This is a genomic window from Georgenia sp. Z1491, from assembly GCF_049856175.1.
In the GTDB taxonomy this organism is placed as follows: domain Bacteria; phylum Actinomycetota; class Actinomycetes; order Actinomycetales; family Actinomycetaceae; genus JB111.
The window spans coordinates 1-26,736 of record NZ_JBNDNA010000001.1 but is presented as its reverse complement, the minus strand read 5'-3'; the positions used below and the strand labels follow the sequence as shown (position 1 = coordinate 26,736).

General features: G+C 70.6%; 27 protein-coding genes and 2 pseudogenes. 9 read left to right on the top strand and 20 right to left on the bottom strand.

Annotation, left to right across the window (positions count from 1 at the left end):
* The first annotated feature begins 99 nt into the window (after positions 1–99).
* From ACPYO4_RS00145 to ACPYO4_RS00125, 5 genes are all read left to right on the top strand, one after another.
* Positions 100–1,422 carry a quaternary amine ABC transporter ATP-binding protein gene (locus tag ACPYO4_RS00145; protein ID WP_425707175.1) on the top strand — a complete coding sequence of 441 codons (1,323 nt, stop codon included), beginning with the start codon at positions 100–102 and terminating at the stop codon, positions 1,420–1,422.
* Complete coding sequence (locus tag ACPYO4_RS00140; protein WP_425707174.1) at positions 1,419–2,291, top strand: ABC transporter permease; 873 nt, start codon at positions 1,419–1,421, stop codon at positions 2,289–2,291. Before ACPYO4_RS00145 ends, ACPYO4_RS00140 begins: the two co-directional genes overlap by 4 nt.
* A gap of 61 nt (positions 2,292–2,352) precedes the next feature.
* Complete coding sequence (locus ACPYO4_RS00135) at positions 2,353–3,438, top strand: glycine betaine ABC transporter substrate-binding protein (RefSeq protein WP_425707173.1); 1,086 nt, start codon at positions 2,353–2,355, stop codon at positions 3,436–3,438.
* A gap of 226 nt (positions 3,439–3,664) precedes the next feature.
* Positions 3,665–4,579 carry a glycine betaine ABC transporter substrate-binding protein gene (locus ACPYO4_RS00130; RefSeq protein WP_425707172.1) on the top strand — a complete coding sequence of 305 codons (915 nt, stop codon included), beginning with the start codon at positions 3,665–3,667 and terminating at the stop codon, positions 4,577–4,579.
* A 61-nt stretch (positions 4,580–4,640) separates the two neighbouring features.
* The gene (locus ACPYO4_RS00125) at positions 4,641–5,627 is read left to right on the top strand and encodes a glycine betaine ABC transporter substrate-binding protein (protein WP_425707171.1); all 987 of its coding nucleotides are present in this window, start codon (positions 4,641–4,643) and stop codon (positions 5,625–5,627) included.
* Positions 5,628–5,687: 60 nt separating this feature from the next.
* Here the strand turns inward: ACPYO4_RS00125 and ACPYO4_RS00120 are convergent, their stop codons facing one another.
* From ACPYO4_RS00120 to ACPYO4_RS00110, 3 genes are all read right to left on the bottom strand, one after another.
* The gene (locus ACPYO4_RS00120; protein ID WP_425707170.1) at positions 5,688–6,344 is read right to left on the bottom strand and encodes a hypothetical protein; all 657 of its coding nucleotides are present in this window, start codon (positions 6,342–6,344) and stop codon (positions 5,688–5,690) included.
* Positions 6,345–6,586: 242 nt separating this feature from the next.
* Positions 6,587–7,333: a hypothetical protein gene (locus tag ACPYO4_RS00115; protein WP_425707169.1), complete on the bottom strand. Its 747-nt coding sequence runs from the start codon at positions 7,331–7,333 to the stop codon at positions 6,587–6,589.
* 212 nt (positions 7,334–7,545) lie between these two features.
* The gene (locus ACPYO4_RS00110) at positions 7,546–8,565 is read right to left on the bottom strand and encodes a tripartite tricarboxylate transporter TctB family protein (protein ID WP_425707168.1); all 1,020 of its coding nucleotides are present in this window, start codon (positions 8,563–8,565) and stop codon (positions 7,546–7,548) included.
* A gap of 382 nt (positions 8,566–8,947) precedes the next feature.
* Here ACPYO4_RS00110 and nrdF point away from each other — a divergent pair, with 382 nt between their 5' ends.
* Together nrdF and ACPYO4_RS00100 are read left to right on the top strand one after the other, a co-directional pair.
* Complete coding sequence (gene nrdF, locus ACPYO4_RS00105) at positions 8,948–9,922, top strand: class 1b ribonucleoside-diphosphate reductase subunit beta (RefSeq protein ID WP_425707167.1); 975 nt, start codon at positions 8,948–8,950, stop codon at positions 9,920–9,922.
* A gap of 70 nt (positions 9,923–9,992) precedes the next feature.
* The gene (locus ACPYO4_RS00100) at positions 9,993–10,904 is read left to right on the top strand and encodes a macrolide 2'-phosphotransferase (RefSeq protein WP_425707166.1); all 912 of its coding nucleotides are present in this window, start codon (positions 9,993–9,995) and stop codon (positions 10,902–10,904) included.
* Between the two features lie 3 nt (positions 10,905–10,907).
* Here ACPYO4_RS00100 and ACPYO4_RS00095 read toward each other — a convergent pair whose 3' ends face one another.
* From ACPYO4_RS00095 to ACPYO4_RS00085, 3 genes are all read right to left on the bottom strand, one after another.
* Entirely contained in the window at positions 10,908–11,426 is a 519-nt protein-coding gene (locus ACPYO4_RS00095; protein ID WP_425707165.1) for a hypothetical protein, read from the bottom strand.
* Positions 11,423–11,680, bottom strand: coding sequence for a helix-turn-helix transcriptional regulator (locus ACPYO4_RS00090; protein WP_425707164.1), 258 nt, complete (start codon positions 11,678–11,680; stop codon positions 11,423–11,425). The genes ACPYO4_RS00095 and ACPYO4_RS00090 overlap by 4 nt, the downstream gene beginning before the upstream one ends.
* A gap of 271 nt (positions 11,681–11,951) precedes the next feature.
* Positions 11,952–13,214 carry an NYN domain-containing protein gene (locus ACPYO4_RS00085; protein ID WP_425707163.1) on the bottom strand — a complete coding sequence of 421 codons (1,263 nt, stop codon included), beginning with the start codon at positions 13,212–13,214 and terminating at the stop codon, positions 11,952–11,954.
* A gap of 184 nt (positions 13,215–13,398) precedes the next feature.
* On the opposite strand from ACPYO4_RS00085, the gene ACPYO4_RS00080 reads away from it, so the two are divergent.
* Positions 13,399–14,058, top strand: coding sequence for a DedA family protein (locus ACPYO4_RS00080; protein ID WP_425707162.1), 660 nt, complete (start codon positions 13,399–13,401; stop codon positions 14,056–14,058).
* Between the two features lie 7 nt (positions 14,059–14,065).
* On the opposite strand, the gene erm is transcribed toward ACPYO4_RS00080, so the two are convergent.
* The 6 genes from erm to ACPYO4_RS00050 all read right to left on the bottom strand — a co-directional run bounded on the left by erm (position 14,066) and on the right by ACPYO4_RS00050 (position 19,491).
* Entirely contained in the window at positions 14,066–14,842 is a 777-nt protein-coding gene (gene erm, locus ACPYO4_RS00075) for a 23S ribosomal RNA methyltransferase Erm (protein ID WP_425707161.1), read from the bottom strand.
* 329 nt (positions 14,843–15,171) lie between these two features.
* The gene (locus ACPYO4_RS00070) at positions 15,172–15,909 is read right to left on the bottom strand and encodes an amino acid ABC transporter ATP-binding protein (RefSeq protein ID WP_425707619.1); all 738 of its coding nucleotides are present in this window, start codon (positions 15,907–15,909) and stop codon (positions 15,172–15,174) included.
* A gap of 97 nt (positions 15,910–16,006) precedes the next feature.
* On the bottom strand, positions 16,007–16,657 hold the full coding sequence (gene ehuD, locus ACPYO4_RS00065; protein ID WP_425707160.1) for an ectoine/hydroxyectoine ABC transporter permease subunit EhuD: 651 nt from the start codon (positions 16,655–16,657) through the stop codon (positions 16,007–16,009).
* Positions 16,650–17,378 (bottom strand): amino acid ABC transporter permease, encoded by a 729-nt coding sequence (locus ACPYO4_RS00060; protein ID WP_425707159.1) that lies wholly within the window; start codon positions 17,376–17,378, stop codon positions 16,650–16,652. The genes ehuD and ACPYO4_RS00060 overlap by 8 nt, the downstream gene beginning before the upstream one ends.
* A gap of 4 nt (positions 17,379–17,382) precedes the next feature.
* A complete protein-coding gene (locus ACPYO4_RS00055; protein ID WP_425707158.1) occupies positions 17,383–18,321 on the bottom strand; it encodes a transporter substrate-binding domain-containing protein in 939 nt (312 codons plus the stop codon).
* A 348-nt stretch (positions 18,322–18,669) separates the two neighbouring features.
* The gene (locus ACPYO4_RS00050) at positions 18,670–19,491 is read right to left on the bottom strand and encodes a hypothetical protein (protein WP_425707157.1); all 822 of its coding nucleotides are present in this window, start codon (positions 19,489–19,491) and stop codon (positions 18,670–18,672) included.
* Between the two features lie 162 nt (positions 19,492–19,653).
* Here ACPYO4_RS00050 and ACPYO4_RS00045 point away from each other — a divergent pair, with 162 nt between their 5' ends.
* Positions 19,654–20,190, top strand: coding sequence for a low molecular weight protein-tyrosine-phosphatase (locus ACPYO4_RS00045; protein WP_425707156.1), 537 nt, complete (start codon positions 19,654–19,656; stop codon positions 20,188–20,190).
* A gap of 250 nt (positions 20,191–20,440) precedes the next feature.
* Here ACPYO4_RS00045 and ACPYO4_RS00040 read toward each other — a convergent pair whose 3' ends face one another.
* The 8 genes and pseudogenes from ACPYO4_RS00040 to ACPYO4_RS00005 form a co-directional block, all read right to left on the bottom strand.
* Positions 20,441–20,686 carry a thiamine-binding protein gene (locus tag ACPYO4_RS00040; protein WP_425707618.1) on the bottom strand — a complete coding sequence of 82 codons (246 nt, stop codon included), beginning with the start codon at positions 20,684–20,686 and terminating at the stop codon, positions 20,441–20,443.
* A 307-nt stretch (positions 20,687–20,993) separates the two neighbouring features.
* Positions 20,994–22,124, bottom strand: a complete 1,131-nt coding sequence (locus tag ACPYO4_RS00035) for an NAD(P)/FAD-dependent oxidoreductase (RefSeq protein WP_425707155.1) — start codon at positions 22,122–22,124, stop codon at positions 20,994–20,996.
* Between the two features lie 141 nt (positions 22,125–22,265).
* A complete protein-coding gene (locus ACPYO4_RS00030) occupies positions 22,266–22,568 on the bottom strand; it encodes a putative quinol monooxygenase (RefSeq protein WP_425707154.1) in 303 nt (100 codons plus the stop codon).
* On the bottom strand, positions 22,565–23,134 hold the full coding sequence (locus ACPYO4_RS00025) for a type 1 glutamine amidotransferase domain-containing protein (protein WP_425707153.1): 570 nt from the start codon (positions 23,132–23,134) through the stop codon (positions 22,565–22,567). The genes ACPYO4_RS00030 and ACPYO4_RS00025 overlap by 4 nt, the downstream gene beginning before the upstream one ends.
* Position 23,135: 1 nt before the next feature.
* Positions 23,136–24,302, bottom strand: coding sequence for a glutathione-independent formaldehyde dehydrogenase (locus ACPYO4_RS00020; RefSeq protein WP_425707152.1), 1,167 nt, complete (start codon positions 24,300–24,302; stop codon positions 23,136–23,138).
* A gap of 191 nt (positions 24,303–24,493) precedes the next feature.
* Positions 24,494–25,812, bottom strand: a pseudogene (locus ACPYO4_RS00015) (ISL3 family transposase).
* A 114-nt stretch (positions 25,813–25,926) separates the two neighbouring features.
* Positions 25,927–26,052: pseudogene (locus tag ACPYO4_RS00010) on the bottom strand (IS3 family transposase); the annotation flags it as partial.
* A 140-nt stretch (positions 26,053–26,192) separates the two neighbouring features.
* The gene (locus tag ACPYO4_RS00005) at positions 26,193–26,579 is read right to left on the bottom strand and encodes a GlcG/HbpS family heme-binding protein (protein WP_247089895.1); all 387 of its coding nucleotides are present in this window, start codon (positions 26,577–26,579) and stop codon (positions 26,193–26,195) included.
* Positions 26,580–26,736 lie beyond the last annotated feature (157 nt).

The window sequence follows — 26,736 nt, the reverse complement described above, 5'->3', positions numbered from 1 at the left end:
GGTGCGTGCTCGTGACGACGACAGGCCTGGTGCGCACCGAGCGGACCACCGCGTGCCGCCCCCCAGGTACCGCGGACAGGCTCGGATCACGGAGGACAGATGGTCGCACTCAGTGCACGCAACGTCTACAAGGTCTTCGGACGACAGGGTCGTCGCGCGGTCGAGCGCCTCGAGAACGGCGCCAGCCGGGACGAGATCAAGCACCTCGGCACCGCCGCCGTCATCGACGCCAGCTTCGACGTCGACCCCGGCGAGATCTTCGTCGTCATGGGCCTGTCCGGATCGGGCAAGTCGACGCTCATCCGCACGCTCAACGGGCTGCACCCCGCGACCACGGGCAGCATCGAGATCGGCGGCACCGACATCGCGAAGGCCTCGGGCTCCGAGCTGCGGGCGATCCGCCGCAAGAAGGTGTCGATGGTGTTCCAGCACTTCGCGCTCCTCCCGCACCGCACCGTGCTCGACAACGCCGCGTACGGCCTGGAGATCCAGGGCGTCGGTCGGTCCGAGCGGCTCGAGCGCGCCCGCGAGGTCGTCGAGCTCACCGGCCTCGGCGGCTGGCAGGACTCCGTGCCCGCCCAGCTCTCCGGCGGCATGCAGCAGCGCGTCGGCCTGGCGCGCGCCCTCGCCTCGGACACCGAGATCCTCCTGATGGACGAGGCGTTCTCGGCGCTCGACCCGCTCATCCGGCGCGAGATGCAGGACCAGCTCGTCGAGCTCCAGACCCGGCTGGGCAAGACGATCGTCTTCATCACCCACGACCTCAACGAGGCCGTCCGCCTGGGCGACCGCATCGCCGTCATGCGCGACGGCCGCATCGTCCAGATCGACACCGGCGAGAAGATCCTGTCGGACCCCGCGGACGAGTACGTCGCCCGCTTCATCGCCGACGTCGACCGGTCCCGCGTCATCACCGCCGGCTCGGTCATGACCAGGCCGGCGACCACGGTCTGGGAGAACTACGGGCCCGGCGAGGCGCTGCGCACCCTGCGGGACAGCCAGGTCTCCGCGGCCTACGTCATCGACCGCCGTCAGCGGCTCGTCGGGTCGGTCTACGACGAGGAGCTCCTCGAGGCGCAGCGGCGCAGGGAGGACAGGATCGGGCCGTACATCCACCCGGACACCAGCGCGGTCAACGTCGACACCCCGATCTCGGAGGTGTTCGCACCGGCCGCCGAGGCGCGTCTCGCCGTCCCCGTGACGGACGACGAGGACCGGCTCCTCGGCGTCGTCCCCCGCGTGGCGCTCCTGGAGGCGATGGTTCCCAGCGAGCTGGAGGACGCCGGCGGGTCGGTGGAGGACCTCTCCCCACCGGACGAGGCGGGTGACGACGCCGGCGGTGCCCACGCCGCGACGGGCGGCGCCCACGCGGCCACGACCGACGCCGCCACGACCACCACGACCGAGACGGAGACGCGATGAACGACGACGATCTGCTCTTCCGCGTCCCGGTCGGCGAGTGGGCCAACTCCGCCGTCGACTGGCTGACCAGCACGCTCAGTGCCGTCTTCAGCTTCATCGGGACCGTCTTCGGCGGCGCCTACGACCTCTTGATGACCGCCCTCAGCAGCCCGCCGTTCTGGCTGATCATGGCGATCCTCGTCGCCGCCGCCTTCCTGGCGAAGGGCTGGAAGCTTGCGCTGGGCTCCCTGATCGGCCTCCTGCTGATCTACGGCATGGACCAGTGGACGAATGCCATGATGTCGCTCGCCCTCGTCCTGGTGGCCAGCATCATCGCCGTGCTCATCGGTATCCCCCTCGGCATCTGGGCAGGTCTCAGTGCACGAGCGTCCGCGGCGATCCGGCCGTTCCTCGACGTCATGCAGACCCTGCCGGCGTTCGTCTACCTCATCCCGGCCGTGGTGCTCTTCCGCGTCGGCGAGGTCCCGGGCATCGTCGCGACGATCATCTTCTCGCTGCCGCCCGCCGTGCGCATGACCGAGCTCGGCATCCGGCAGGTCGACAGCGAGGTCGTCGAGGCGGGCCAGGCGTTCGGCTCCACCCCGGGCCGGATCCTCCGCCAGATCCAGCTGCCCCTCGCGCAGCCCACCATCATGGCCGGCGTCAACCAGGTGATCATGCTCGCCCTGTCGATGGTGGTCATCTCCGGCATGGTCGGGGCCCCCGGCCTCGGGCAGCAGGTCTACCAGGCGCTGACGCGCATCGACATCGGTCTCGGCTTCGAGGCCGGGCTCGGCGTGGTCATCCTGGCCATGTACCTCGACCGGCTCACGGCATCGCTGGCCCAGCACGGCGCGGTCAACCGCGCCAAGCGGATGGCCGGTAGCTGACGCTCCGGACGAGCACGCGCCCCCGCGCAGGAACGACCCTACGAAGAACACAAGGAGAGACATGCGTACCAAGCGATTCATGACGACAGCGGCCACCGTGTCGGCCCTCGCACTGACCCTCGCCGCCTGCGGCGGCGGGGACGACGAGGGTGACAACGGCGGCGACAACGGCGACACCGGCACGTCCGAGGGCGACGGCGGCGACGCCGGCGGTGAGGGCGACAGCGGTGAGGGTGACGGCGGCGACGCCGGCTCGGCCGGCGGCGAGATCACCATCGGCGTCCACTCCGGCTGGGAGGAGGGCATCGCCGTCTCCCACCTGTGGCAGGCCATCCTCGAGGAGCAGGGCTACGACGTCACGCTCGAGACCGCCGAGGCCGGCGTCGTCTTCACGGGCCTCGCCCAGGGCGACTACGACCTCAACTTCGACACGTGGCTGCCGAACACCCACTCGGACTACATCGAGCAGTACGGCGACGACCTCGAAGAGCTCGGCATGTGGTACGAGAACGCGCCGCTGACGATGGCCGTGAACGAGGACGCCCCGATCGAGTCCCTCGACGAGCTCGCGGACAACGCGGACGAGTTCGGCAACCGCATCGTCGGCATCGAGCCCGGCGCCGGCCTCACCCGCATCACCACGGACGAGGTCATCCCGACCTACGGCCTGGAGGACATGGAGTACGTCATCTCCTCGACCACGGCGATGCTCTCCGAGCTGAGCGCCGCGATCGACTCCGGTGACAACGTGGTCGTCACCCTGTGGCGCCCGCACTGGGCCTACGACGCCTTCCCGATCCGCGACCTCGAGGACCCCGAGGGCGCCTTCGGCGAGCCGGACGACATCTACACGTACGGCAACGCCGAGTTCTCCTCGGAGTTCCCGGAGGTCGCCGAGTGGATCGCCGGCTTCACGTTCAGCGACGAGGACCTCGCCGAGCTCGAGAACATCATGTTCAACGAGATGGGCGGCAACTCCAACGACGAGGCCGTCGAGCAGTGGCTCGCGGACAACCCCGACTTCATCGACTCCGTCGTCAGCGGCGGCGGCGAGGCCGGCGGCGAGACCGACACCGAGGGCGGCGAGTCCGGCACCGAGGGCGCCGGTTCCGAGACCGACTCCGAGGACGCCGAGACCGAGAGCTGACCGGGCGCCGCTCCTCGAGCGGCCCCGCCGGGCGCGACCCGGCATGCACGATCACGACGCGCGGCCCGCCCCGGCCACCGGGGCGGGCCGCGCGCCCGTCCAGCCACCGCCCACCGAGCCGACACCATTCACGAGGAGCACGCGCCGGCACGAGCCATCACCTGAGCCAGACGCAGATTCGATCAGCACTCGTCGTCGACGACGACACACGAGGAGAAGGACCGACATGCGAACTACTCGGACATGGCTGACGGCCGGCGCCGTCACGACGGCGGCCGCACCGGCGCTCGCCGCCTGCGGCGGCGGGGACGACCCGGACGAGGGGGCCGGCAGCGACGGTGGCGACGGCTCCGGGGAGACGATCACGATCGGCGTCTTCCACGGCTGGGAGGAGGGCATCGCCGCCTCCTACATCTGGAAGCACATCCTCGAGGAGCAGGGCTACGCGGTCGAGACGGAGCACGCCGACGTCGGCGTCGTCTTCACCGGCCTCGCCGCCGGGGACTACGACCTCAACTTCAACGTGGCGCTCCCGCACAACCACGAGGACTATCTCGAGCAGTACGGCGACGACATCGAGGACCTCGGCGTCTGGTTCGAGGACTACCCGAACACGATGGTCGTCAACGACGACGCCCCGATCACCTCCTTGACCGAGCTCGCCGACCACGCCGACGAGTTCGACAACCGCATCGTCGGCATCGAGCCCGGCGCCGGCCTCACCCGCTACGTGCAGGACTCGGTAATCCCCACCTATGGGCTGGAGGACATGGAGTTCGTCGTCTCCTCCACGCCGTCGATGCTCGCGGACCTGCAGGGTGCGATCGAGTCGGGGGAGAACGTGGTCGCCACGCTGTGGCGCCCGCACTGGGCCTACGACGCGTTCCCGATCCGGGACCTCGAGGACCCCGAGGGCGCCCTCGGCCCGCCGAACGACATCCACACGTTCAGCAGTCCCGGGTTCGCCGAGGAGCATCCCGAGGTGGCCGAGTGGAGCGGCCGGTTCGCGATGGACGACGAGCAGGTCTCCTCGCTGGAGACCATCATGTTCAACGAGCTGAACGGTGAGGAGAACGACGAGGCCGTGGACCGGTGGGTGGAGGAGAACCCGGACTTCGTGCCCGAGATCGTCGGGGAATGACCCCCACCGACGGAGCGTGCGGCCCCGCCGCTCCCGGCCGATCACCAGTCGAAGGAGACACATGCGAACGACGACCCGCCGGACCGCCACCACGGCCGTAGCACTGGCCCTCACCCTGTCCGCCTGCGGCGGCGAAGATGACGACGGCGCGTCCGGCGGCGGGTCGGCCGATGCGGCGGAGCCCATCGTCATCGGCATCCCGGCGGGCTGGGAGGAGGCGCTGGCGACCGGCCACCTGTGGCAGCGCATCCTCGAGGACCAGGACTACGAGGTCGAGCTGGAGATCGTCGACATGGCCGTGCTGTGGACGGGCCTGGCCGAGGGCCAGTACGACCTCAACTTCGACGTCTGGCTCCCGGAGGCCAACTCCCCGCACATGGCGGAGTACGGCGACCGGGTCGAGGAGATCGGCATGTGGTACGAGGAGGCGCCGATGACCATCGCCGTCAACGAGGACGCCCCGATCACCTCGCTCGCCGAGCTCGCGGAGAACGCCGACGAGTTCGACAACCGGATCGTCGGCATCGAGTCCGGCGCGGTGCTCACGTCGCTGACCGAGAACGAGGTCATCCCGACCTACGGCCTGGAGGACATGGAGTACGTGACCTCCTCGACGACGGCGATGCTCGCCGAGGTGGAGGCGGCCACCTCGAGCGGGGACAACATCGTCGTCACGCTGTGGCGACCGCACTGGGCCTACGACGCGTTCCCCATCCGGGACCTCGAGGACCCCGAAGGCGCACTCGGCGTGCCCGACGACATCTACGTCTACGGGCACCTGGGGTTCGCGGAGGAGTACCCGGAGGTCGCCGAGTGGCTCAGCGGCTTCTACATGACCAGCGAGGAGCTGCACTCGCTGGAGAACATCATGTTCAACGAGATGGGCGGCGAGTCCAACGACGACGCCGTCGACCAGTGGCTCGAGGACAACCCGGACTACGTCGACGCCGTCCTCTCCGGAGAGGTCGCCGACGGTGCGGGCGCGGAGTCCGGTTCGGAGTCCGGTTCGGAGTCCGCGTCCGAGGACGGGGCGGAGACAGAGAGCTGACCGTGTCGCGCCGGAGGCGTCGGTGCGGTCAGGCGGCGCTGTGGTCTGGCGGGGCCGTGGTCAGGCATCGCCGCGGCCCCTGGCCGTTGGGGGCTGCGGTGTGCGCAGCCGCCACCACCAGAAGAGGCTGACCGGTGGCACGAGCACGGCCACCACGATGGCGCCCGCGTAGATGAACTCGGTGTCGTCGAACGCCAGCAGCCCGAGCAGCGGGCCGACGGGGGCCGTCAGCCAGGCGAGGCCGATCCGGGCGATCTTCGAGCCGCGGCACCGGTCGGTCAACGGACGCGGGTCGCCCGGTCGGGCCGTTGCCTCGCCCGCCCAGTTGTGCGCCGTGACGGCTCGCGTCGCGAGCAGTCCCGTGGCCACCGCGACCGCGGTCAGGCCGACCTCCCGGTGCAGGTACACGTCCACAGCCAGCAGGACCACGGCGGGCGGGAGAGTGAGCAACGCGGCCTGGACGAGGTCGACGAGCAGGACGGACCCGGTACTCATCGACCGTGCGTCGCCGCGGCCCTCGTACCAGGTGCGACCGTTGCGCCACCGGCGGTACGGCCACAGCACCGCTGCGCCGACCACGAGCCCGAGGGTGCCGCCCGTCGTCGCTGCACCCGAGGTGCCGTCGGGCCCGCGGTTCGGTTCGAACCGGAGGTTGCCGGCGTCGTCGATGAGCAGGTCGGCCAGGAAGGCGGCGACCAGGACGGCGACGGCGGCCACCGCCGTCGTCGCCGCGACGTCCCACAGGGCCGAGGCCCACGGACGGCGCGCCGGCCAGGGTTCCTCGTTCGGGTGGTGAGGACGGCTGGGCCAGGTCGCGCCGGGCCACGGTGCGAAAGGTTCCGGCCGATGCGCCTCGGCCCGCGGGGGGTGGGCGGGCCACTGCGCGGCCGGCCCCGACCGGTGCGCAGCCCTGTGGTCACCGTGCCGTCGACCGAACGGGCCCCTGCCACCGGGCGAGCTCATCGGCGCCCCTGCCGGCGGAGCTGCTCGTGCTCGTGCCGCATACGGGTGTCGGGCCCCTGCCGCATACGGGTGTGGAGCTCCTGGTCGCGTCGCCTCGGCCCTCGCAGCTTGGGCCGGCCATAGACCAGGACGCCCACCCCGTTGGCGAGACCGACCAGCGCCATGAGGGTGACTGTCATGACGAGCCCCGGGCGGGGCTCGGTCACGAGCAGGACGGTGACCGCCCCGGCGAGTCCGAGCGGGACCCCGACGGGGAGACGCAGGAGGCGCGCCCCCACCGACCTGCGCACGAACTCCGGGTCCGGCGCATAGGGCCTGTAGCGCCACGAAGTCTGCTGCAGGCCCGTGTAGGGCAACGGATAGCGAACGGACCAGCTCGTGGTGAGCACCCCGAGGATGATCGCGCAGATCGCGCCCGTCAGCGCGAGGGTGCGGTCGCCGAGCTCGGCGGCCAGCACCGTGAGTGTCACGGGCGGGGCGTAGAGCAGGACGTTCTGGACGAGGTCGACACCGATCGCGGCCGTCAGCCCCATCGATCGGCGGTCGCTGCGCGCGACGTACCAGGACCGCTTGTCCATGCGGGCGTCCTGCACCACCCGGACCACCCCGTACGCGATCCCGGCGATGCCGGCGGACACCGCCGCGTTCGCCCCGGGCGCGGTCGCGTCGCCGTACGTGGTCACCAGGAACAGCACGCCCACGGAGGCGGCGGCCATGAGGAGGGAGCCGAGCGTCGTCGCCACGACGTCGGACCTGCTCGAGCGGCCACCGTCGACGGCTGTGCTGGTCGGCGGTCCGGCCCGGCCGATCGGTAGTCCGGCCGAGCCGCTCGGCCGTTCGGGCCACCCATGTGGCTGGTCACCCCACCCGCGAGGTTCCGCGTTCTCGAAGGACGGGATGCCCGGCCCCGCGCCGTGAGCGGGACGGTGCGCGTCCCCCCGCGGCGCCTCCCACATCACCACGGTGGCACGTGCCCGGAGGGCGGGTCGGGGAGGACAGGACCGCCCGTGCGGCGATCGCGGTCCTGCTCCAGGCGCTCGGGATCGCCGCGCTCGGGCTCCGGACGCTCGGGCTCCGTGCGCGCACGCGGTTCGCGCCCCGCGGGCTTCGACACGCGCCGGTCGAGGTTGTCCCACCAGGCCTGCACGCCGAAGAAGATCCACCCGGCCACCGCCCCGATGACGAGGAGGCCCACCATCGTCCCGACCTCCGGGGCGGGGGCGGGCACGAGCACGCCCGTCGCGGCCGCGGCCACGCCCATGACGACGCCGAGCAGGAACCGGCTCCAGCGGGCGGCCCGGCCTCGTCGGGTGAACCCGACGATCTCCTCGTGGATCCACTCGTGGCTGCGGTTGCGCCGGTTCCCGTCGCCACGCAGCGGCTCGCGCGAGACCCAGACGGCGAGCGTGAGCCCGACGAGCATCGCGCACGCGAAACCCGTCAGCGAGAGCAGGCGCTCGCCGGCGCCGGCGGCCCCGACCGTCAGCGCCACCGCAGGCACGTAACCGAGGAACGCCTGCAGCACGTCGAGCCCGATCGCCGCTCCGGAGCCCATGGACCGGGCGTCGCTGCGGGCGACGTACCAGGAGCGGTCGTCCATGCGGAAGCGCTGGACGAGGATCACCACGCCACCGAGGACGAGGCCCGCGCCGGCCGACAGCGTCGCGACGAGCCCCGGCGCCATGCCCTGCCCGGAGCCGTCGATGAGCACGGCCGTGATCGCCGCCGCCGCGACCAGCAGGATCGAGGCGATCGTCGTCGTCGAGAGGTCGGACCGGGTCGATCGCCCGGCGTCGAGGCGAGGCCGCGCCGCGTCTCGTGCGCGCTGCCGGAGCTGGTCGGGCGACGGCCCGCCCGGCCCGCCGGGTGGGAGCTCCCAGAAGCTGCCGTTCCACACGCTGCCGTCGGGGGCGCGCCGGCCCGGCGCGGGTGGGTGCTGTGCAGAGGTGTACTGCGAGTGCGGGTCGACGTTCACGGGGACATTCTGGTGTCCCGGCCGTGCGTCCGCCGGTCGGCGGATGGGGACCTCGTCGGCAGGTCGTGCCCCATGCGCACGCCGTCGGGGGCGTGCGCAGGGCGGCCATACGGACTTTCGGTCACAGCGCCAGTGTCCTCGCCCGCGAATCCCGGCTACACCCGGGGAGCGGGTACCTCGGTGACCGGCGTGTCGGCGTCGGGCGCGTATCGGCTGCCCACCGTGCGGTGCACGTGGGGGAGGCGCCTCGACGGCGTACCTCACCTTGTCGGTCGGCGACGTCGTCGGTGCTTCGTGGCAGCATGGACGCACCGCCCGAGACGTCCCTCGCGAGGCGACGACCCCACGCGCGACGCACGCGCGACGCATGACAAGGAGCACCGTGTCCGAGAAGCTCAAGCTCGTCTCCTCGGTCCAGGCCATCAACTGGAACCGCATCGACGACGACAAGGACCAGGAGGTCTGGGACCGCCTGACCTCGAACTTCTGGCTGCCGGAGAAGGTGCCGCTGTCGAACGACATCCAGTCGTGGGCGACCCTGAGCGACCACGAGAAGCTGATGACGACCCGCGTGTTCACCGGCCTCACGCTGCTGGACACCGTGCAGGGCACCGTCGGCGCGGTCAGCCTCATCCCCGACGCCGTCACACAGCACGAGGAGGCCGTCTACACGAACATCGCGTTCATGGAGTCGGTGCACGCGAAGTCGTACTCGTCGATCTTCTCCACGCTCATCTCGACGGCGGAGATCGACGACGCCTTCCGCTGGTCGGAGGAGAACGAGAACCTCCAGCGCAAGGCGCAGATCATCATGGACTACTACCGCGGCGACGACCCGGAGAAGCGCAAGGTCGCGTCCGTGATGCTCGAGTCCTTCCTCTTCTACTCGGGCTTCTACGCTCCGATGTACTGGTCGAGCCGCGCCAAGCTGACGAACACCGCGGACCTCATCCGCCTCATCATCCGCGACGAGGCCGTGCACGGGTACTACATCGGCTACAAGTACCAGAAGGCGCTCGAGCGCTCCTCGGCCGAGCGTCGCCAGGAGCTCAAGGACTACACCTTCGAGCTCCTCCTCGAGCTCTACGAGAACGAGGAGCAGTACACCGAGGACCTCTACGACCCGCTCGGGCTCACGGAGGACGTCAAGGCGTTCCTCAAGTACAACGCCAACAAGGCCCTCAACAACCTCGGCTACGAGGGCCTGTTCACGGCCGACCAGACGGCCGTGAACCCGGCGATCCTCTCCTCGCTGAGCCCCAACGCGGACGAGAACCACGACTTCTTCTCCGGATCCGGCTCCTCCTACGTCATGGGCAAGGCGGAGAACACCGAGGACGAGGACTGGGACTTCTGAGTCTCCCGACGGCGCCGCCACGCCCGAGCGCGCGGCGGCGCCGGCGACGACCGCACGCCGGGAGGACCCGATGACGGATGACGCACAGGTTCCGGCAGGCCGGGACGAGCTCGCCGCCCTCGCCGCCGCCCACGGGCTCGACATCGACCCGGCCTCGCTACGGATCGAGGAGGTCGGGCTGGACTACCGGGTGGCCATCGGGAGCACGGCTGCCGGTGAGTCGTGGGTGCTGCGCGTGCCCCGCCGGCCGGACGTCGCCGAGGGCATCGCGGCGGAGGCGGCGATCCTCGACGTCGTGCGGCCGCGCCTGTCGGTCGCGGTCCCGGACTGGCGCATCCGGTCGACCCGGCTCGTGGCCTACCCGCTGCTGCCAGGGTCGCCCGGGCTGACGGTCGATCCCGCCACCGGTGAGCCGGTCTGGCACGTCGACCCGACGTCGCGTACCTATGCACGTGCCTTCGGCGAGCTGCTCGCCGAGCTGCACGGCATCGACGTCGACGCGGCGGCGGCCGGTGGTGCGGTGGTCGAGACCCCGGACGAGGTGCGCACCCGTCGGGCCGGGGAGGTCGAGCGGGTCGCCGGATCCTTCCGCGTCGCGCCGCAGCTGCTCGAGCGATGGCGCACGTGGATCGGCGAGGACTCGTTCTGGCCGGACCGGTCCGTGCTCACCCACGGCGAGCTCTATCCCGCGCACGTGCTCGTCGACGAGGCCGACCGGCCGACCGCCGTGCTCGACTGGACGACGGCGAAGGTCTCCGACCCGGGCGCGGATCTCGCTCTGCACCACGCGACGGCGGGCCGGGAGGCGTTCGCCGTCACGCTCGAGGCCTACGAGGATGCCGGCGGCCGGACGTGGCCCCGGCTCGCGGACCACTGCGCCGAGCACATGGCCGCGAGCCCGGTCGGCTACGGGATCTACGCGCTCATCACCGGCAGGCCCGAGCACCGAGCCGCGGCGCAGGAGCTGCTCGACCCGGCCTGACGGCTACGCGTCGTCGCGACGGCGTCGGGGCCAGAACGTGGCGGCCACGGCGAGGACGACGCCGACCATGCCGCCGACGACAGCGCCGCGCGCGAAGCTGTTCCCGATCCCGTCGGCCTGCGGCCCCACGACATCGAGGTCGGGCGGCGTGACGAGCCCGGAGCCGGTGACGATCGTCCAGCACATCGCCCCGAGCGCCAGCAGCATCCCGGTGCCGATGACGGCCCAGACCGAGACCCGCACGCCGAGCCGGGCGCGCCCTGCGACGTCGGTGAGGTCGACGTGGCGCCGCCGGGCCCACAGCATCGCCGACCAGGTCGGCACGCCGGTGAGGAGGATGAGCACGAGCGGGACGATCAGCGACCCGAGGACCGCGGCGACCACGGCGACCGCGAGCCCCGCGTAGATGCCGGCCCGCATGCCGACGGCCGAGGCCTCGTTGGCGATCGACCGCTCGCGCTCGTCGACCGGCTCGGGCCGGCGTGTCCCGGTCCCCCTCGTGGGGGTGTGCTCCGAGGTCATGAGGTCTCTCCCAGCTGGTCGGTGGCCGCCTCGGGGTGTGCGCCGAAGAGGTCCTCGACGGTCGACCCGAGGGTGCGCGCGATGCGCAGGGCCAGGAAGACCGAGGGGGCGTAGTCGCCCTGCTCGATCGCGATGACGGTGTGGCGGCTGACCCCCACGAGCGCGCCCAGCTCCGCCTGCGTGAGCCGGTGCTGCTTGCGGCGCTCGCGGACCGGGCTGACGGCGCCCGGGTCGGTGCGTGCCGGTGGGGTCATGCCGAGATGTTAAGGATCATCGACATTCAATGTCAAGGATCCTCTACACGCGGTGTCAACGATCCTCGACATCTCTCCCGAGCTCGACTCGGATCCGTCGAGTATGACCTCAGCGTGGTCCAGCTGGGCGGTCGGTGGTCCAGCTGGGCGGTCAGTGGTCCAGCTGGGCGGTCGGTGGTCCAGCTGGGCGGTCGGTGGTCCAGCTGGGCGGTCAGTGGTCCAGCTGGGCGGTCAGTGGTCCGGCTGGGCGGTGAGGTGGTGGGCGCCGGGGTCAGTCCTCGGGCACGGTGACGAGGTAGTCGCCCGCGTCGTCGTCCCAGTCGAGATCGACGTGGCCCTCCGTCTCCGCGGCGCGGCAGAACTGCAGGAAGCTGCGGAAGCCGAAGGCCTTCTCGCTGAAGTCGGGGCGCCGCTTGCGCAGCCGGTTCTTCAGGCCGGACAGGGCGAAGGCACCGTCGTCGTTGCCGTCGCCCTCGGCCACGATCTCGACCAGCAGGGCGAACGTCTGCTCGAGGTCCCCCTGCTGGGGCAGCGAGACCTCGGGGTCGCCGGTCGCGGGTCCCGTCGACAGCTCGACGACGCCGCGGTCCGCCAGGTGCTTGAGGACTTCGCCGAACGAGCGGAACCCGAGGTCGGACTCGCTGAACGTCGGGTCCTTGCGCAGGAGCGCCCGCTTGAGCACGGACGCCGTCACGGAGTCGGACGTGGTCGCGAGCCCGGCGAGGGTCTGCGCCACGCGCACCTCGATCGGCTCGGTCTCGGCCGACTCGTCGGGCGAGCCGATCTCGTCGTCGACCGAGCCGTCGATCGAGCCGTCGATCGCCGGGGCGGCGTCGAGGTCCTGGTCGGCTGCGGCGCCGCCGGCGGCAACCGACCCGGTCGCACCGCCCCGGGCCGACCCGGCCGCGCCCGACGAACCCGCGCCCGACGACCCCGCACCCGACGAACCGGCACCGCCCCCTGTGCCCGACGGCAGCACCACCTGGGCGTCGTGCCGCTCCTGGCCGGTTCCGCCGCGGGCGTGCGCGCCCCGTCGTCGGGGGGCCTCCTCCCCGGGCTCCACGCCCTCGAGGCGGTCGTAGAAGAGGAACTCGTCGCACGCCGGCGGGAGGAGGCGGGAGGTCGAGAGCTCGACCCCGACGCCGATCACCCGCTTGTCCAGCTCCCGCAGCTTGTGGACGAGCGGCGAGAAGTCGCTGTCGCCGGTGCACAGGACGAAGGTCGAGACGTAGTCACGCTCGAACGCCATCTCGATCGCGTCGACCACCATCTTGATGTCGGCGGCGTTCTTCCGCGACGCGCCCATGCGCTGCGGCATCTCGATGAGCTCGAACTGGTGGCGGGTGAGCATGCGGCGGTCCTCGTCGAAGAACGACCAGTCCGCGTAGGCACGGCGCGTGAGGCTGCGGCCGCGCACCGCGAGCGCGTCGGCGATGGGACCGAAGTCGAACGCCATCCCGCCCAGGTGGTCGCGGGCGCCCAGCGCCAGGTTCTCGTAGTCGAGGAACACGGCCATCCGTGCGTCGTCGTCCATCCGGCCAGCCTATGGGGAGGTGAGCGCAAAGAATTCCGGCGACGACGACGGAGCCGGCGACCTAGCGTGACGGCTCGGCCCACGGTGCGGGCGGACGTGCGGAGCAGGCGCACCCGAGATGCACCACGGGCGGGCGGGCGTGGCCCCGCCGTCATGCACCCGCGCGGGATCGGAGGTGCTCGCCGTGGACATCCTCACCGACCTGGGGGGCGCCGCCGACGCGCTCGCCGCGTCGCCGTGGCTGCTCGTGCTGGTCGCGGGACTCGCCCTCGTCGACGGCCTGGTCCCGCCGGTGCCGAGCGAGACGATCCTGGTCAGTGCCACCGTGCTGGCCCTGTCCGGCGGTGGCGTCCACGTCGTCCTCATCGTGCTCGCGGCGGCTGCCGGCGCGTTCGTCGGCGACACCATCGCCTACCTGCTCGGCCGTCTCGTCCCGATCCACCGCCTGCCAGGGCTCCGGGGTGAGCGGGGGCGCCGGGCGGTGGGCTCCGCGGGACGCGCGCTCGAGCGCCGTGGCGTGCCCGTGATCGTCGCCGCGCGGTTCGTCCCGGTCGGCCGGGTGGCGGTCAACGTCGGGGCGGGGGTCCTCGACCTCGCCCCGCGCCGCTACCTGCCTGCCGCGGGCGCGGCGGCCCTCCTGTGGGCGGGCGTGACGGCGGCGCTGGGCGCGGGCGCGCACGCCGTGGTCGGCGGTCACCCGCTCGTGTCGGTGGCGATCGGGGTGTCCGCGGGGGTACTGCTCGGGCTCGGTCTGGACGCCCTCCTGCGGCGCAGGAGTGCCCGAGGTGGATGGCACCGGGCTTCGCGTCGGACGGCGAGGACGAGCGGTAACGCCGAGCGGTGACGCCGACCTACCTGCGGACGGCGCCCCAGAGCGCTGCCCACTGCTCGGGCCCGAGGTCGCGTGGCAGGGCTCGCTCCGCCACACCGGCACGGCCCAGCGCGCGTCGTGCGGTGCGCTGGTCCGTGCGCCCCGCACGTTCGACGACCCGAGCGAGCCCCCCGCCGGGACCCGTGAAGACTCCCCGGACGAACGCCTCGTAGCGGCGGCGCTCGCGGTGCGGGACGAGCGGCCGCGCACGGCGGACGACGCCGAGCACGCCGCCGTCCACGCTCGGCCTCGGTGCGAAGTGCGCCGCGGGGACACGGAACTCCAGGGTGAAGGCGAACCATGGCGCCGACGCGGCGGTGAGCATGGTTCCGCCGCCCACGCCGGCCCGTTTGCGCGCGACCTCCCACTGCGTGAGCAGGACGGCGCGCTGCCACCTCCCGGCACCGAGCAGACGCCGCAGCACCGGGGTGGTGAGGTGGAAGGGGATGTTGCCCGCGACGACCGGAGCGTCGAGGGCGATCCGGGTCGCGTCCGCGTGCTCGACGCGGACCCCCGGGACGCTGCGGCGCAGACGCCGGACCCGGTGCTCGTCGATCTCGACGGCCGTGAGCGGCCGACCCAGGCGTGCCAGCGCCCGGGTCAGTGCGCCGTCGCCGGCGCCGAGCTCGAGGATCGGCCCGTCCGTGTCGGCGACGAGGTCGGCGATCCGGTCGATCGTGGGTCGGTGGTGCAGGAAGTTCTGGCCGAGCTCGTGCCGGCCGCCGGCGGACGAGCGAGGGGAGGGGGTGCGAGGCATGGGTGCGCTCCACGAGGGTCGGTGGTGGAGCACCTCGGGGCGGCGCAGCAGGCGCGCGGGAGTGCCGGCGGTGGCGTGGCTCGGCCGAGGTGCGGCTGACTCTCGGACGGCGCGCGGACGCACCCGGCCTGGCCGGGCGGGGCCCTGGAGGTGGACCGCGGCGCCGTCAGGCGCGGCGGTCGCGGTGCACGCGGGCGAGCGCCGTCGTCGGCGCGCTGCACACGATGCTGCTCATGACCTCACGGTAGACACGGCGACGGGCCGACGGCGAGGGATTTTCGTCGTCGGCCCGTCGATCGCGGGTGCGGGGCACGCCGCGGCTGGAGCGCTCAGAGCACCGCCTGCAGAAACGCCCGGGTGCGCTCCTGGGACGGGTTCGAGAACATCACGTCGGGCGGTCCCTCCTCGACGATGTGCCCGCCGTCGAACATCATCACGCGGTCGGACACGTCCTGGGCGAACTGCATCTCGTGCGTGACGATGAGCATCGTGATGTCTGTGTTGTTCGCGACCTCGCGCAGGACCCACAGGACGTCCTTGACGATCTCGGGGTCCAGGGCGGAGGTCACCTCGTCGAGGAGCAGGATCTCGGGGTCCATGGCCAGGGCGCGTGCGATCGCGACGCGCTGCTGCTGACCGCCCGAGAGCCTCGTGGGGTGCTCGTTCGCCTTGTCCGAGAGCCCGACCTGCTCGAGGAGCTCCAGGCCGCGGGTCCGGGCCTCGTCTTTCGAGCGCCCGAGCACGTGGATCGGCGCCTCGGTGATGTTCTCGATCACCGACATGTTGGGGAACAGGTGGAAGTGCTGGAAGACCATCCCGATCTTCGTCGTCATGCGCGCGACGTCCTTCGGCTTCCGCTCGACCCGTCGGTCCCCGCGCTGCTCGTGGGTCAGCGGCTTCCCGTCGACGTAGATGAACCCGCCGGTGAGGTGCTCGAGCGTCATGACCAGGCGCAGGATCGTCGTCTTGCCCGACCCGGACGGGCCGATGAGCGTGACCCGCTCCCCGCGGTTGACGGAGAAGTTGAGGTTCTCCAGCACCGTGTGGTCGCCGAACTTCTTCAGCACGTTCTCGAACCGGAGCTTCGGCTCGCCGGTGGCGTGCGCGTCGCCGCCCCCGGCTCCCGCGGAGGACGACCGGCCGTCACCGATGGGGTCGTAGCTGTCAGTAGGTGGCAAGGCGCTTCTCCATCTTGCGTAGCAGGACCGACGTCCCGTAGCTGGCGACCAGGAAGATCAGGCCGGCGAGCACGAGCGCCTCGGTGTAGGTGAACGTCCGGGAGCCGTACCGCTCCGCCTCGCGGACCATCTCGCCCACGAAGATGACAGTGAGGAAGGGGGTGTCCTTGAACATCGAGATCACCCAGGTACCCAGGGCGGGCAGGGTCGTGCGGACCGCCTGCGGGATGATCACCTTGACCCACGTGCGGGTGCGGGACATCGACAGGGCCGTCGAGGCCTCCCACTGGCCCTTCGGGATCGCGTCGATCCCGGACCGGTAGACCTCTGCCATGTAGGTCGCGTAGTGAACGCCGAGGACCACCACGCCGATCGTCATGCCGCTGAGGTTGTTGAACGTGTAGAAGACGAACAGCAGCTGGATGACCACCGGCGTCATGCGGATGAACTCCATCACCGCGTGGATCGGCATGGAGATCCACTTCGGCATGACCCTGCGGATGATGGCGACGACCAGGCCGAGCACGGCGGCGATGAGCGATCCCAGCACCGTCGCGACGAGTGTGACCTGCAGGAAGGCCATGAGGAGGTCGGGGAAGACCTCGGCGGCGCGGTCCCAGCTCCAGATGTCACTCACCGGACACCACCGGGTTCGGCTTGGCGACCTGCACGTCGAACATCTCCTTCATCGGCGCGCCCTGACCCAGCTTGCGCTTCGCCTGCCGCTCGAGGAGCTGTGCGAGCAGGACGATGACCAGCGAGATGAGGAAGTAGATGACCATCCCGACGCCGTAGGAGAAGAACGTGCTCCCGGTCTGCGAACGCAGGATGTCCGTCTGCCACGTGAGGTCGTGCATGAGGATGATGTAGGCGACCGCGGTGCCCTTGAGAAGCATGACCGCGAGGTTGCTCAGCGAGGGCAGCATGATGGCCCACGCCTGCGGCCAGATCACCCGGCGCATGTGGTGCAACGGGCTGATGCTCAGCGCGGTGCCGACCTCCCACTGTCCCTTGGGCACGTTGTTGATCGCTCCGCGCACCACCTCGGCGCCGTAGGCCCCGTAGTTGAACGAGAGCGCGAAGATGCCGCAGAACAGTCCGGTGAACGTCACGCCGAACAGCGGGAGCACGTAGAAGAGCACGTAGAGCAGGACGAGCAGCGAGATCCCGCGGAAGAACTCGATGAGCAGACGCGCCGGCACCCGCAGGTACCAGCGCTCGCTCCTGACCACCAGCCCGAGGACGATGGCGATGACGAAGGCGCCGATGATGCCGCCGACGGTGAGCTGGAGGGTGATGAGGACGCCCTCCCACAGCTGGGGAAGCGCCCCGACGACTGCGTCGAGGTTGTCGCTCACCGGATCAGATGTCTCCGGCGCACAGTTGCTCGGTGGTCAGGTCGCCCGTCGGACGCTCCTCGGCCGTGAAGCCGAAGTCCCCGACGATCTCGAGGTAGCGCTCCTCGTCACCGACGATCTCCGCGAGGACCTCGTTGTAGGCGTCCCGCAGCTCGGTGTCGGCGTTGCGGAAGACGGTGCCGCCGGCACCGACCTGCTCGACGCCGTCGATCTCGGCCACGAACGACTCGGTGACCTCGATCGGGGCGTCCGGGTTGTTGTCGGCCATCCAGTTGAGCGAGATGCCCGTGAGGGCGAAGACGTCGGCTCGACCGTTGACGACGGCGTCCATCCCGTCCTGCGGGGTGCCGACCTCCATGGCGTCGATGCCGAGGTCGGCGGCGTAGGTGGCCTCGATGGCGCCGGTCATGGCCGCCATCTGGACGTCGGACTCCTCGACGGACTGCATGGACGGCTCGAGCCCGTCCGGGTTCCCCTCGGGAACCATGAGCGCGGTCGTGTACTGGAACTCCGGGTCGGAGAAGATGGCCTGCTCGCAGCGCTCGGGCAGGATCGACATGCCTGCGGCGACGACGTCGAAGCGCTCGGCCGTCAGCGCCTGGATGAGCTGCCCGAACTCGGCCTGCTGGCCCTCGACGGTGTCGACGCCGAGCTCGGCCCACACGGCCTCGTGCAGCGCGACGGTGGCGCCGGTGAGCTCGCCGTCCTCCATGAAGCTGTAGGGGGCCTCGCCGGCGAAGCCGACCGTGATGCTGCCGGCCTCCTGGAGATCCTCGAGCGTGAGCGTGGCACCGCTGCCACCGGAGGCGTCGCCGTCGTCGCCACCGCCCCCGCGGTCGGCGGACTCACCCTCGTCCGCGCAGGCGGCGAGGGTGAGGGCCAGGGCGGCGATCGTGGCGAGCGGGGCGATGCGACGGGCGCGACGCTGTGCTGTGGTGGTCAAGGGGTTCCTCCCGGTGGCGCGCACGATGCCCTGGGGGGCGGGCGCTCGAAGTGGCTGGCGGCGCCCGCGGTGCTGCGGGCCCTTGAACTCGACCACCGTATGGAGGGACGGCGCGGTGAACAACCGGTCGATCTGTGATCGTCCGATGCTCGATCCGGCCCGCCCCGGGGTGTCCGGGCGTGGCGCGACAGCCATCTTTCCGTGTCCTGGCAACGATCGGGGCGGCAGCGCGTGCGGGAGTCAGGGGCAGCCCCCGGGGCGCTCGCGGCGCGCCGGCATTGTTACGAGCTTGTGATTAACCAGCGCGATCGTGCCCCGTTCGTGTGGCACGTCTGACGTCGTCGTCGGTTACGGAGCGGTGACGTCCTGCGGCTCGTCGAGCTCGCTGATCACGGTCGTGGTCGTGGCGGTGCCCGCCGACGTCGTCACGTCGTTGACCGCACGGAGCGCGACGTACTCCCTCGTGACGAAGTACTCCACCGCGATCTCCTCGCCGCTCGAGCCCTCACCCGTGCCGGTGAGGACGGCGACCTCGGTACCGTCGATCGTCGCCGAGCCGGTGACGGCGACGTCGATGGGCTCGGTGGACGCGGCGGCCACCTGCGGGTCGTGGAGCTGCTGCAGCGAGACGGCCGCCTCGCCGGCGCCCGACAGCCGGGGGATCTCGGCCGCCTCGCCGGGCTCGAGCCAGTCACCGTCGGTCGTGGCCCACCAGTCGGCCCCGACGACGAGGATCCGCGCGACGCCGAGGTCCGCCTCGACGGCGAGCCCGTCCTCGGTGGAGACGCGCAGCTCGGTCCGGGCGTCCTGGCCGGCGTCGGTGGTCTGGACGTAGCCGACCACATCCCGCAGGGACTCCGCCTGGCAGGCCGCGAGGTCCGTCGTCGCCAGCTCGGTGCCTCCCGTGGCGAAGACGTCCGTGCACAGCAGCGACTCCGACTCCCGCGGCTCGCCGGTCTCCGAGAGCCAGGTGGGCGGTTCCTCGCTCTGGTCGGTGACGGGGACGAGGTCGTCGACCGACGCCGGGGCGTCCTCGTCGCCGGCATCGGAGGTGGTGTCGTCGCCCGAGTCGTCGCCCGACCCGCAGGCGGAGAGGAGGAGCGCGAGGGCGAGGACGAGGCCGGTGCGCGTGGTGCGGGTTGTGCGGGAGGCGGGGCGGACGTGGTGCACGCGCCCAGAGTCCCACGCGAAGGGGCGGCCGTGGAGTCGGGCGCGTGCGGCGGTGCCGGTGCCGCCGGGCTGCGGGGCAGTCGAGCCGCGCGGGTGCGGGGCAGTCGAGCCGCGCGGGTGCGGGGGCTCCCGTGGTCGCGCACCGCCTGACAGACTGGAGCCATGCGTCTCCCGGTGTCGCGGCCCGTCAGGATCCTCGTCGTGTGCACGGGAAACATCTGCCGCTCGCCGATGGGCGCGCTCGTGCTGGCCGACGCGCTCGAGCGGGCCGACGTCGATGCCGAGGTCGTCTCCGGCGGTACGTCCGACTACGAGGCCGGCAACCCGATCGACCCGCGCGCGGCGAGCACGTTGGCGCGGCGCGGGGTGGAGGTCGGTGCGCACACCGCGCGGCAGGTCACCGCCGAGGAGCTCGGCGCCGCCGACCTCGTGCTCGCCATGACCGAGGAGCACGCGGTGTGGCTTCGACGGCTCGCGGAGCGTTCGGGCAGCGACCCCGGCCGCATCATGCTGTGGCGGGCCGCCGACGGGCCCGACGCGCCGGGTGCTGGTGACGCCCGCGACGTCGGCACTCTCGACGTGCCGGACCCGTGGTGGGGCGACGACTCCGACTTCGAGGAGACCTACGAGATGCTCGCGCCGGGCGCTCAGGCACTGGCCGCGGCGCTCGCCGCCGGGCGGTCCGAGCTGTACCCGTGAGCCGCGGACGGTGCGAGCTGCCCCCCTGAGTCGCGGGCGGGACGACGCAAGTAGCCCGGCCAGGACATGGACGGCGTGCCGAGGACGCGGGCTACGCGTCGAGGACGCGGGGAACGCGCCGACTGGACATCCGCCGTCGGTACTCTCGGCGCAGACTCCGTGCCCTCGGCGACAAGCCGTGTCCTCGGCACCGACGCCGTGTCGTCGACAGTCCGAGGGCGCCCGACTCCGCTGCCTCGGGTCGTGCGGCTCAGCTGTCGGCCACGTCCAGGTGCTGCTCGATGCGCTCGACCTTCGCGGCGAGCTGGCCCGTGTAGCCCGGTCGCAGGTCGGCCTTGAGTACCAGGCTCACGCGCGGGCTGACCTCGGCGACGGCGTCGCACGCCCGCTTGATCACCGGCATGACCTCGTCCCACTCACCCTCGAGCGTGGTGTGGGTGGTCGTTGTTCGAGCGCCGCTGCGAGGAACCTTAGCCAGGACGAACCGCTGCTCGATGCGGGCAACACGGTCGTCGCCGCGGAGCTGGACATGCGCGTTGTCGCGGTGGCCGATCACGTGATCGATCTTGAACCCGGCGCGGGCGACGCCGGCGGGACCGTGGTTGCAGCTGGTACGCCCGCCTACGTCGCGGACAAGGGCGTCGGTGCTTCCGCGGGCTACCGTGCCGCCGCACTGCAGGCAGCCACCAACGTGACCCCAGTGTGACGAGTGTGTCGCTGTGCGATCTGGACATCGCACAGCGACACACTCGGCAGTTTGCCGGCCAGAATCGCGGGTCACCCCCGCGATTGGGGGACACGCCCTAGCTCTGGGCCTCGCCGAGGCGCGCTTCGGGCGTGAGCTCGGCGCGGAGACCGCCGCCGGTCGCAGCCCGGGCAAGAGCGCGACCCAGCGCAGGTGCCTGCTTGAACAAATTGTGACCGGCCACAAGAAAGACAGAGCCTGCCTCCCACACGGCCACGCCGTCCTCACTCCACGGGAGGTCGGTCACCCAGCAGTGAAGGAAGTCGCGCGGCTCTGGGTGGAGACCGGGCAGCGCCCGTGTCACGTATTCGCGTGCGCGTTCGTCCAGCGATCGAATCGCCGCCGGGTCGATGAAAGTTCCGTCGTCGCGGACGCCGACGGTGTCGCTGAGTCCGACCGAATAGCTGCTGTTGCCCGGTAGCGGCGTCGCGTAGACGCCGACTTCGCCGAAGACGCCGCTGCTGTCCTGCAAGCACGCGACTCGCGCCGGGGCGGCGTCTTTCACATCGAAGGTCAGCCGGACGTGTGCGGCAAGGCGAACCGGCAGCGACAGGCCGACGCTGCGTGCCAGGCGGGCGGTTTCGCGGCCGGCGCACACGACCACCTTGGAGTAGACAGCCCGGTCGGTGACGCTGCGGACCTCGACCGTCCCGTCGGCGCGGGGATCGATGGAGATGACCTCACCGGTGGTGACCGCATCTGCCAGGGCACCCGTGAGTGCCGTGATCGCGGCGCGAGTGCGGATCGCGCCGCCCGACTCGTCGAGCACCGCCGGCCCCGAGTACCCAGCGAGCAGCGGCATCCGCTGGGCGACCCCGGCCGCGTCGATCTCGCGCGCTTCCACGCCGCCGACCTGGTCGAGCACCCGCAGCCGCGCCAGGGCGCTGTCTCCGATCGCCAGGACACCGTCTGATGAGACCAGCTCGACGTCGAAGTGTTCGGCCCACTCGTCCCATACGCCCCGGCTTTCGCGCGCGAAAGCAACGAGTCGCGGGTCGTCGTGGGCATGCCGGAAGATCCGAGACTCGCCTGCGGACTGACCCGTCCCGGGCAGACCAGCCTCGTACAAGCGCACCGGCACGTCCTGCTCCCGGAGCGCGTACGCCGTCGACAGACCAACGATCCCGCCCCCGATGACTGCTACCTCGGGTGAACGCGTCGTGGCAACGCCGTCGTCAGTTCCTGGCATCGCGGTTCCTCGATCTGTTGGTGATGAGCGATAGGCCGCAGGAGAAGGGGCCGCTGCCACGACGTCAGCGGGCTGTGTAAGCCCGAAGTCACCACTCGCGGCGACCCCTCCTCTCTGGGCTAGTACTCCCGGTCTGTGGTGTCAGGCGGGAAGTTTGGAGCCCAGTACGTCGAGCTTCTCGATCGTCGGTTCGGAGAACAACGTGCCGGTCTGCTCGCCGAGAGCCACCGCAACAGGGCCGGAGAGGTGGGCGTCACGTCCGGCGTCATCGGGGAACACGTCGAAGATCCCGAACGAGGTCGGGCCGAGGCGGATCGCGAACCACGCGGTGGTCGCCTGCTCGCCCTCAACTAGCGCACGGCCGCTGTCAAGGAACTCCTTCACGTCGTCCTCCTTCCCGGGCAACGCGTCAAACCTGACCAGCAGTCCCTTGGTCACGCTCATGACTTCTCCTCTTCCTTTGTCGGGGTGCCCGCGAGTTGGGACACTATCGCCTCGGAGAACGCCGGCAGGTCGTCGGGTGAGCGGCTGGTGATGAGATTCTTGTCGACCACCACGTCCTGGTCGACGACGTCGGCACCGGCGTTGCGCAGGTCGGTGCGAATGCTCGGGAACGACGTCAGGGTGCGACCGGCGGCCACGCCAGCCTCGATCAACGTCCACGGCCCGTGGCAGATCGCCGCGACTGGCTTCCCGCTCTCGACGAAGTCGCGGACGAAGGAAACGGCGTCCGTGTCGACCCGGAGCTGGTCGGGGTTCACCGTGCCGCCGGGAAGCAGCAGGGCGTCGTAGTCGCCCACCGAGGCGTCGGCGACCAGCCCGTCGACGGTGAACGTGCCCGCTTCATCCAGGTCGTTCTTACGGGCCTTGATCTCGCCGTCGTGGATCGAAAGGACCTCCGTCTGAGCGCCCGCGCGGTCCAGTGCTTCGCGGGGTTGCTTGAGCTCAACGCGTTCGACTCCGTCGGCGGCGAGGATCGCGACCCTCTTGCCCTGGAGATCAGCTGCCATGTCAGTTTGCCTTCTTTCCGTTTGACATGCCGGGCTTGATGAGGACCTTGGTCCAACCCTTGGCCCTGGAGTCGAAGTTCTTGTAGGCATCGGCAGCTTGGTCCAGCGAGATCTCGTGGGAGACGATCCACGACGGCTTCGCCTTGCCGGCCGCGATCAAGTCTCGCAGCTGGCGGTTGTACCGCTTGACCGGGGCCTGACCGTTACCCATGGTCTGCCCCTTGAACCAATGTGTGCCGAAGTCGATGGCCGCCTTGCCCTGCTTGGCCAATTCGCCCTTGGCCCCCGGGTCCTGGGGCACGAACACGCCAACGGTGCCGATCCCGCCGGTGAAGCGGACCGCGTTGATGAGCATGTTCAAGGTGGCAGCCGGATCTTCGTTGCCCTGGGGATCGTGGGCCTGGTATCCGACGCACTCGCAGCCGCGGTCGGCTCCGAGCCCCATGGTCTCGTCCAGCACAGCCTGCACGGGGTCGACCTTGGAGTCGTCGATGGCGATCGCTCCGATCTGCTCGGCCAGCGCGAGCCGGTCGGGATGACGATCAACCACCATCACCTTTGCGGCGCCCTTGATCGTCGCGGACAGGGCGGCCATCAGTCCCACGGGGCCGGCCCCGGCGATCACGACGCTGTCGCCCGGGATCACGCCGGCCATCTCGGTGGCGTGGTAGCCGGTGGGGAAGATGTCGGAGAGCATGACGTAGTCATTCTCCTTGTCCTGCGCGTCTTCACCCAGGCGCAGCGCGTTGTGGTCGCCGAAGGGCACCCGGAGCAGTTCTGCCTGCCCGCCGCCGTACGGGCCCATGTCGGCGAACCCGTAGGCCGCTCCGGCGAATGATGGTTCGGGCTGGGTGGTGAGACAGTAGTTGGTCAGGCCGCGTTCGCAGTTCTTACAGAATCCGCACGAGATGTTGAACGGGAGCACGACCCGGTCTCCGACCCTGACCTTCTCCACGCCACTACCGACTTCGATGACCTCCCCCATGTTCTCGTGACCGAACGTCCGGCCTACTTCGAAGGAGGTCCGCCCCTCGTACATGTGGAGGTCCGAGCCGCAGATGTTCGTCGTCGTTACCCTGACCAGGACATCGGTGGGTCGCTCGATCTTCGCGTCCGGGACGTCCTTCGTGCTGACCTGACGGGGTCCCTCGTACACCACTGCTTTCATGACTACTCCGATCCGATTGTGTTGCTCGACGTCCTTCTGGCAAGGCCTCTCCGACGCCGGCCCAGTCGCTATCGACTCAACGCCCCCAGGAACCACGTGTCAAGGGGCTCGCCTTGAGTTGATGTGTAGCGATCGAGCCGGGATAATGCGGCTCTTCGGACATTGGGGGCTCTTCGGACATTGGGTGGGGATCAAGGGCTGAGGCCGCCTGCGGCGAGGAGCATTCTGAGGCGGTAGTTGCCTTGGTTGCGGTAGCCGCGGGCGAGGCGGTGGAGCTCGATGATGCCGTTGATGGCCTCGGTGCCGCCGTTGTTGGTCCGGCCGGTGGTGAAGTAGGCCAGGAACGCCGCTCGCCAGCGGCGCAGGGTGCGTCCCAGGCGAGCGATCTCGGGCACGGGGCAGGACCGCAGCGTGTCGAGGACCTTCAGCGCGAGGTTCCTGCCCTCGACGAGATTCTCTGTTCGGTAGGCGGCCCGCAGGTCCTGGGCGCAGCGCCAAGCGAGATAGACACCCTGGTGGGCCTGGTCTGCGGTGATCGCGGCGGTGAGTCGATCGAGCTGACGATCGGTGAGGTTCTCGGCCCCGGCCCGCAGCAGTTTCTGGATGCCGTACAGCGGGTCGCCCTTGCGTCCGCGATGGCCCAGAGTTTCCTGCTGGACGCGACGACGTGCCTCGTCCACGGCTTGCGTGCCGAGCTTGACGACGTGGAATGCGTCCAGGACGGCCACGGCGTCTTCGAGACGGTCATCGCGGCCTTGTAGCCGGCGAAAGGGTCCAGGGCGGCGACCTGCACGCCGGAGCGGAAGTGCTCGCCGCGTTCGGTGAGCCAGTTCCTGTAGGCCGTCCCTGACCGGCCGGGGACGAGGTCGAGCAGCCGGGCACGCACTCGCCAGTTGCCCTTCGCATCGCGGTGACGGGTCAGGTCGACCATCCCGGTCAGCTCTTTCGGGCCGCGCCTACGGGTGTCGACGTGGTGCCAGATGTGCTCGTCGACCCCCAGGGACCGCACGCCGCCGAACCGGTCCTCGTCGTCGGCCATCGCTTCCAGGCGGGGCCGGATCGCGCGCCACAACGTCTTCCACGCCGTCCCGAGCCGACGGGCGAGGCCCTGGATCGTGGCGTGCTCGCGACGCAGCTGACCTATTGCCCGCTCGATCGCCCGGCAGGTGATCGATCCGCGCGGAGCGACCAGACCGGGATGCTGCTCGACGACCATCCCGACCGGGCAGTGCGGGTCGGGGCACCGCCAGGTCCGTTGACGCCACAGGATCTGCACCGGCACCACCGACGGCACGTCGCGCAGGACCCGCCGTCGTCGGCCACGGCTGGGCGCGATGACACCGCAGGCCGGGCAGCCCATCAGCTGCCACGGCGTAGAAACAGTGACCCTCACGACCGCGTCCGTCCGCTCGACGGCCTCGACATGCAGCCCGGGGATTCCGACCAGCTCGTCACAGCGGTCGCAGGGATCAGTAGAAGGCGCGTCCGGGCACCACGTAGCGTTGGGCATCGTCGAGGTCCTCGAGCAGAGCAGTTGCTTGGTCGCTACTGATCATCGAGGACCTCGACCCCTACCCCCGGATGCTCACCCCCGCGCGTCACCCTCCCCACCCAATGTCCGAAGAGCCCCCAATCCGAGCCGCTCGGCCACGGCCTTCGACGCGGCCGTCACCGACGGGTAGTCCTGCTGGTGCTCACGCACCATCCGCACCGCGCGCTCACGCAGCTCGGGATCGATCTTCTTCGGCATGGTGCTCATCCTCCTGGACTCAGAAGGGAGCGGCATCAAAGCTGGGGCGCTTCACAACCGTGGTACACGAGAGCACGCATGGTGCGGCTCCTTCGGTGGGTGGGCTGCCGGCCGGGGGCCGGGTTCGGTGCGGGTCGGTCTCAGAAGGCGCTGGCGGCGGCTTCGGCGACGGCCTGGTCTTGGTCACCGGTTCCTCCGCTGACGCCGACGGCGCCGACGACCTGGCCGTCGCGCTCGAGCGGGATGCCACCGGCGAAGATCATCACCCGACCGTCGTTGGAGGCGTGGATGCCGTAGAACTGCTCACCGGGTTGGGCGAGGTCGCCGAGGTCTTTGGTGGCTGTGTCGAACGCGCGGGCCGTGAAGGCTTTGTTGATCGAGATGTCGATGCTGCCCAGCCACGCTCCGTCCATCCGTACGTGAGCGACGAGATTGCCGCCGGCATCGACGACGGCGATGTTACTGGGCTGACCCTGCGTGCTGGATTCAGCTTCTGCTGCCGCGATGACACGTTTGGCGTCGTCCAACGACAATGTAGGAATAGATAGCATCAATTGGGCTCATCGCAGTTGAGGGTGTAGGTGGGGTCTGAATCCTCCTGCTTCGAGCAGGCTGCGGGCGGTGTAGTGGGTCAGGTTCCGGAAGCCCAGTGCGGAGCCGCGCAGGTGCTCGAGCCGCCCGTTG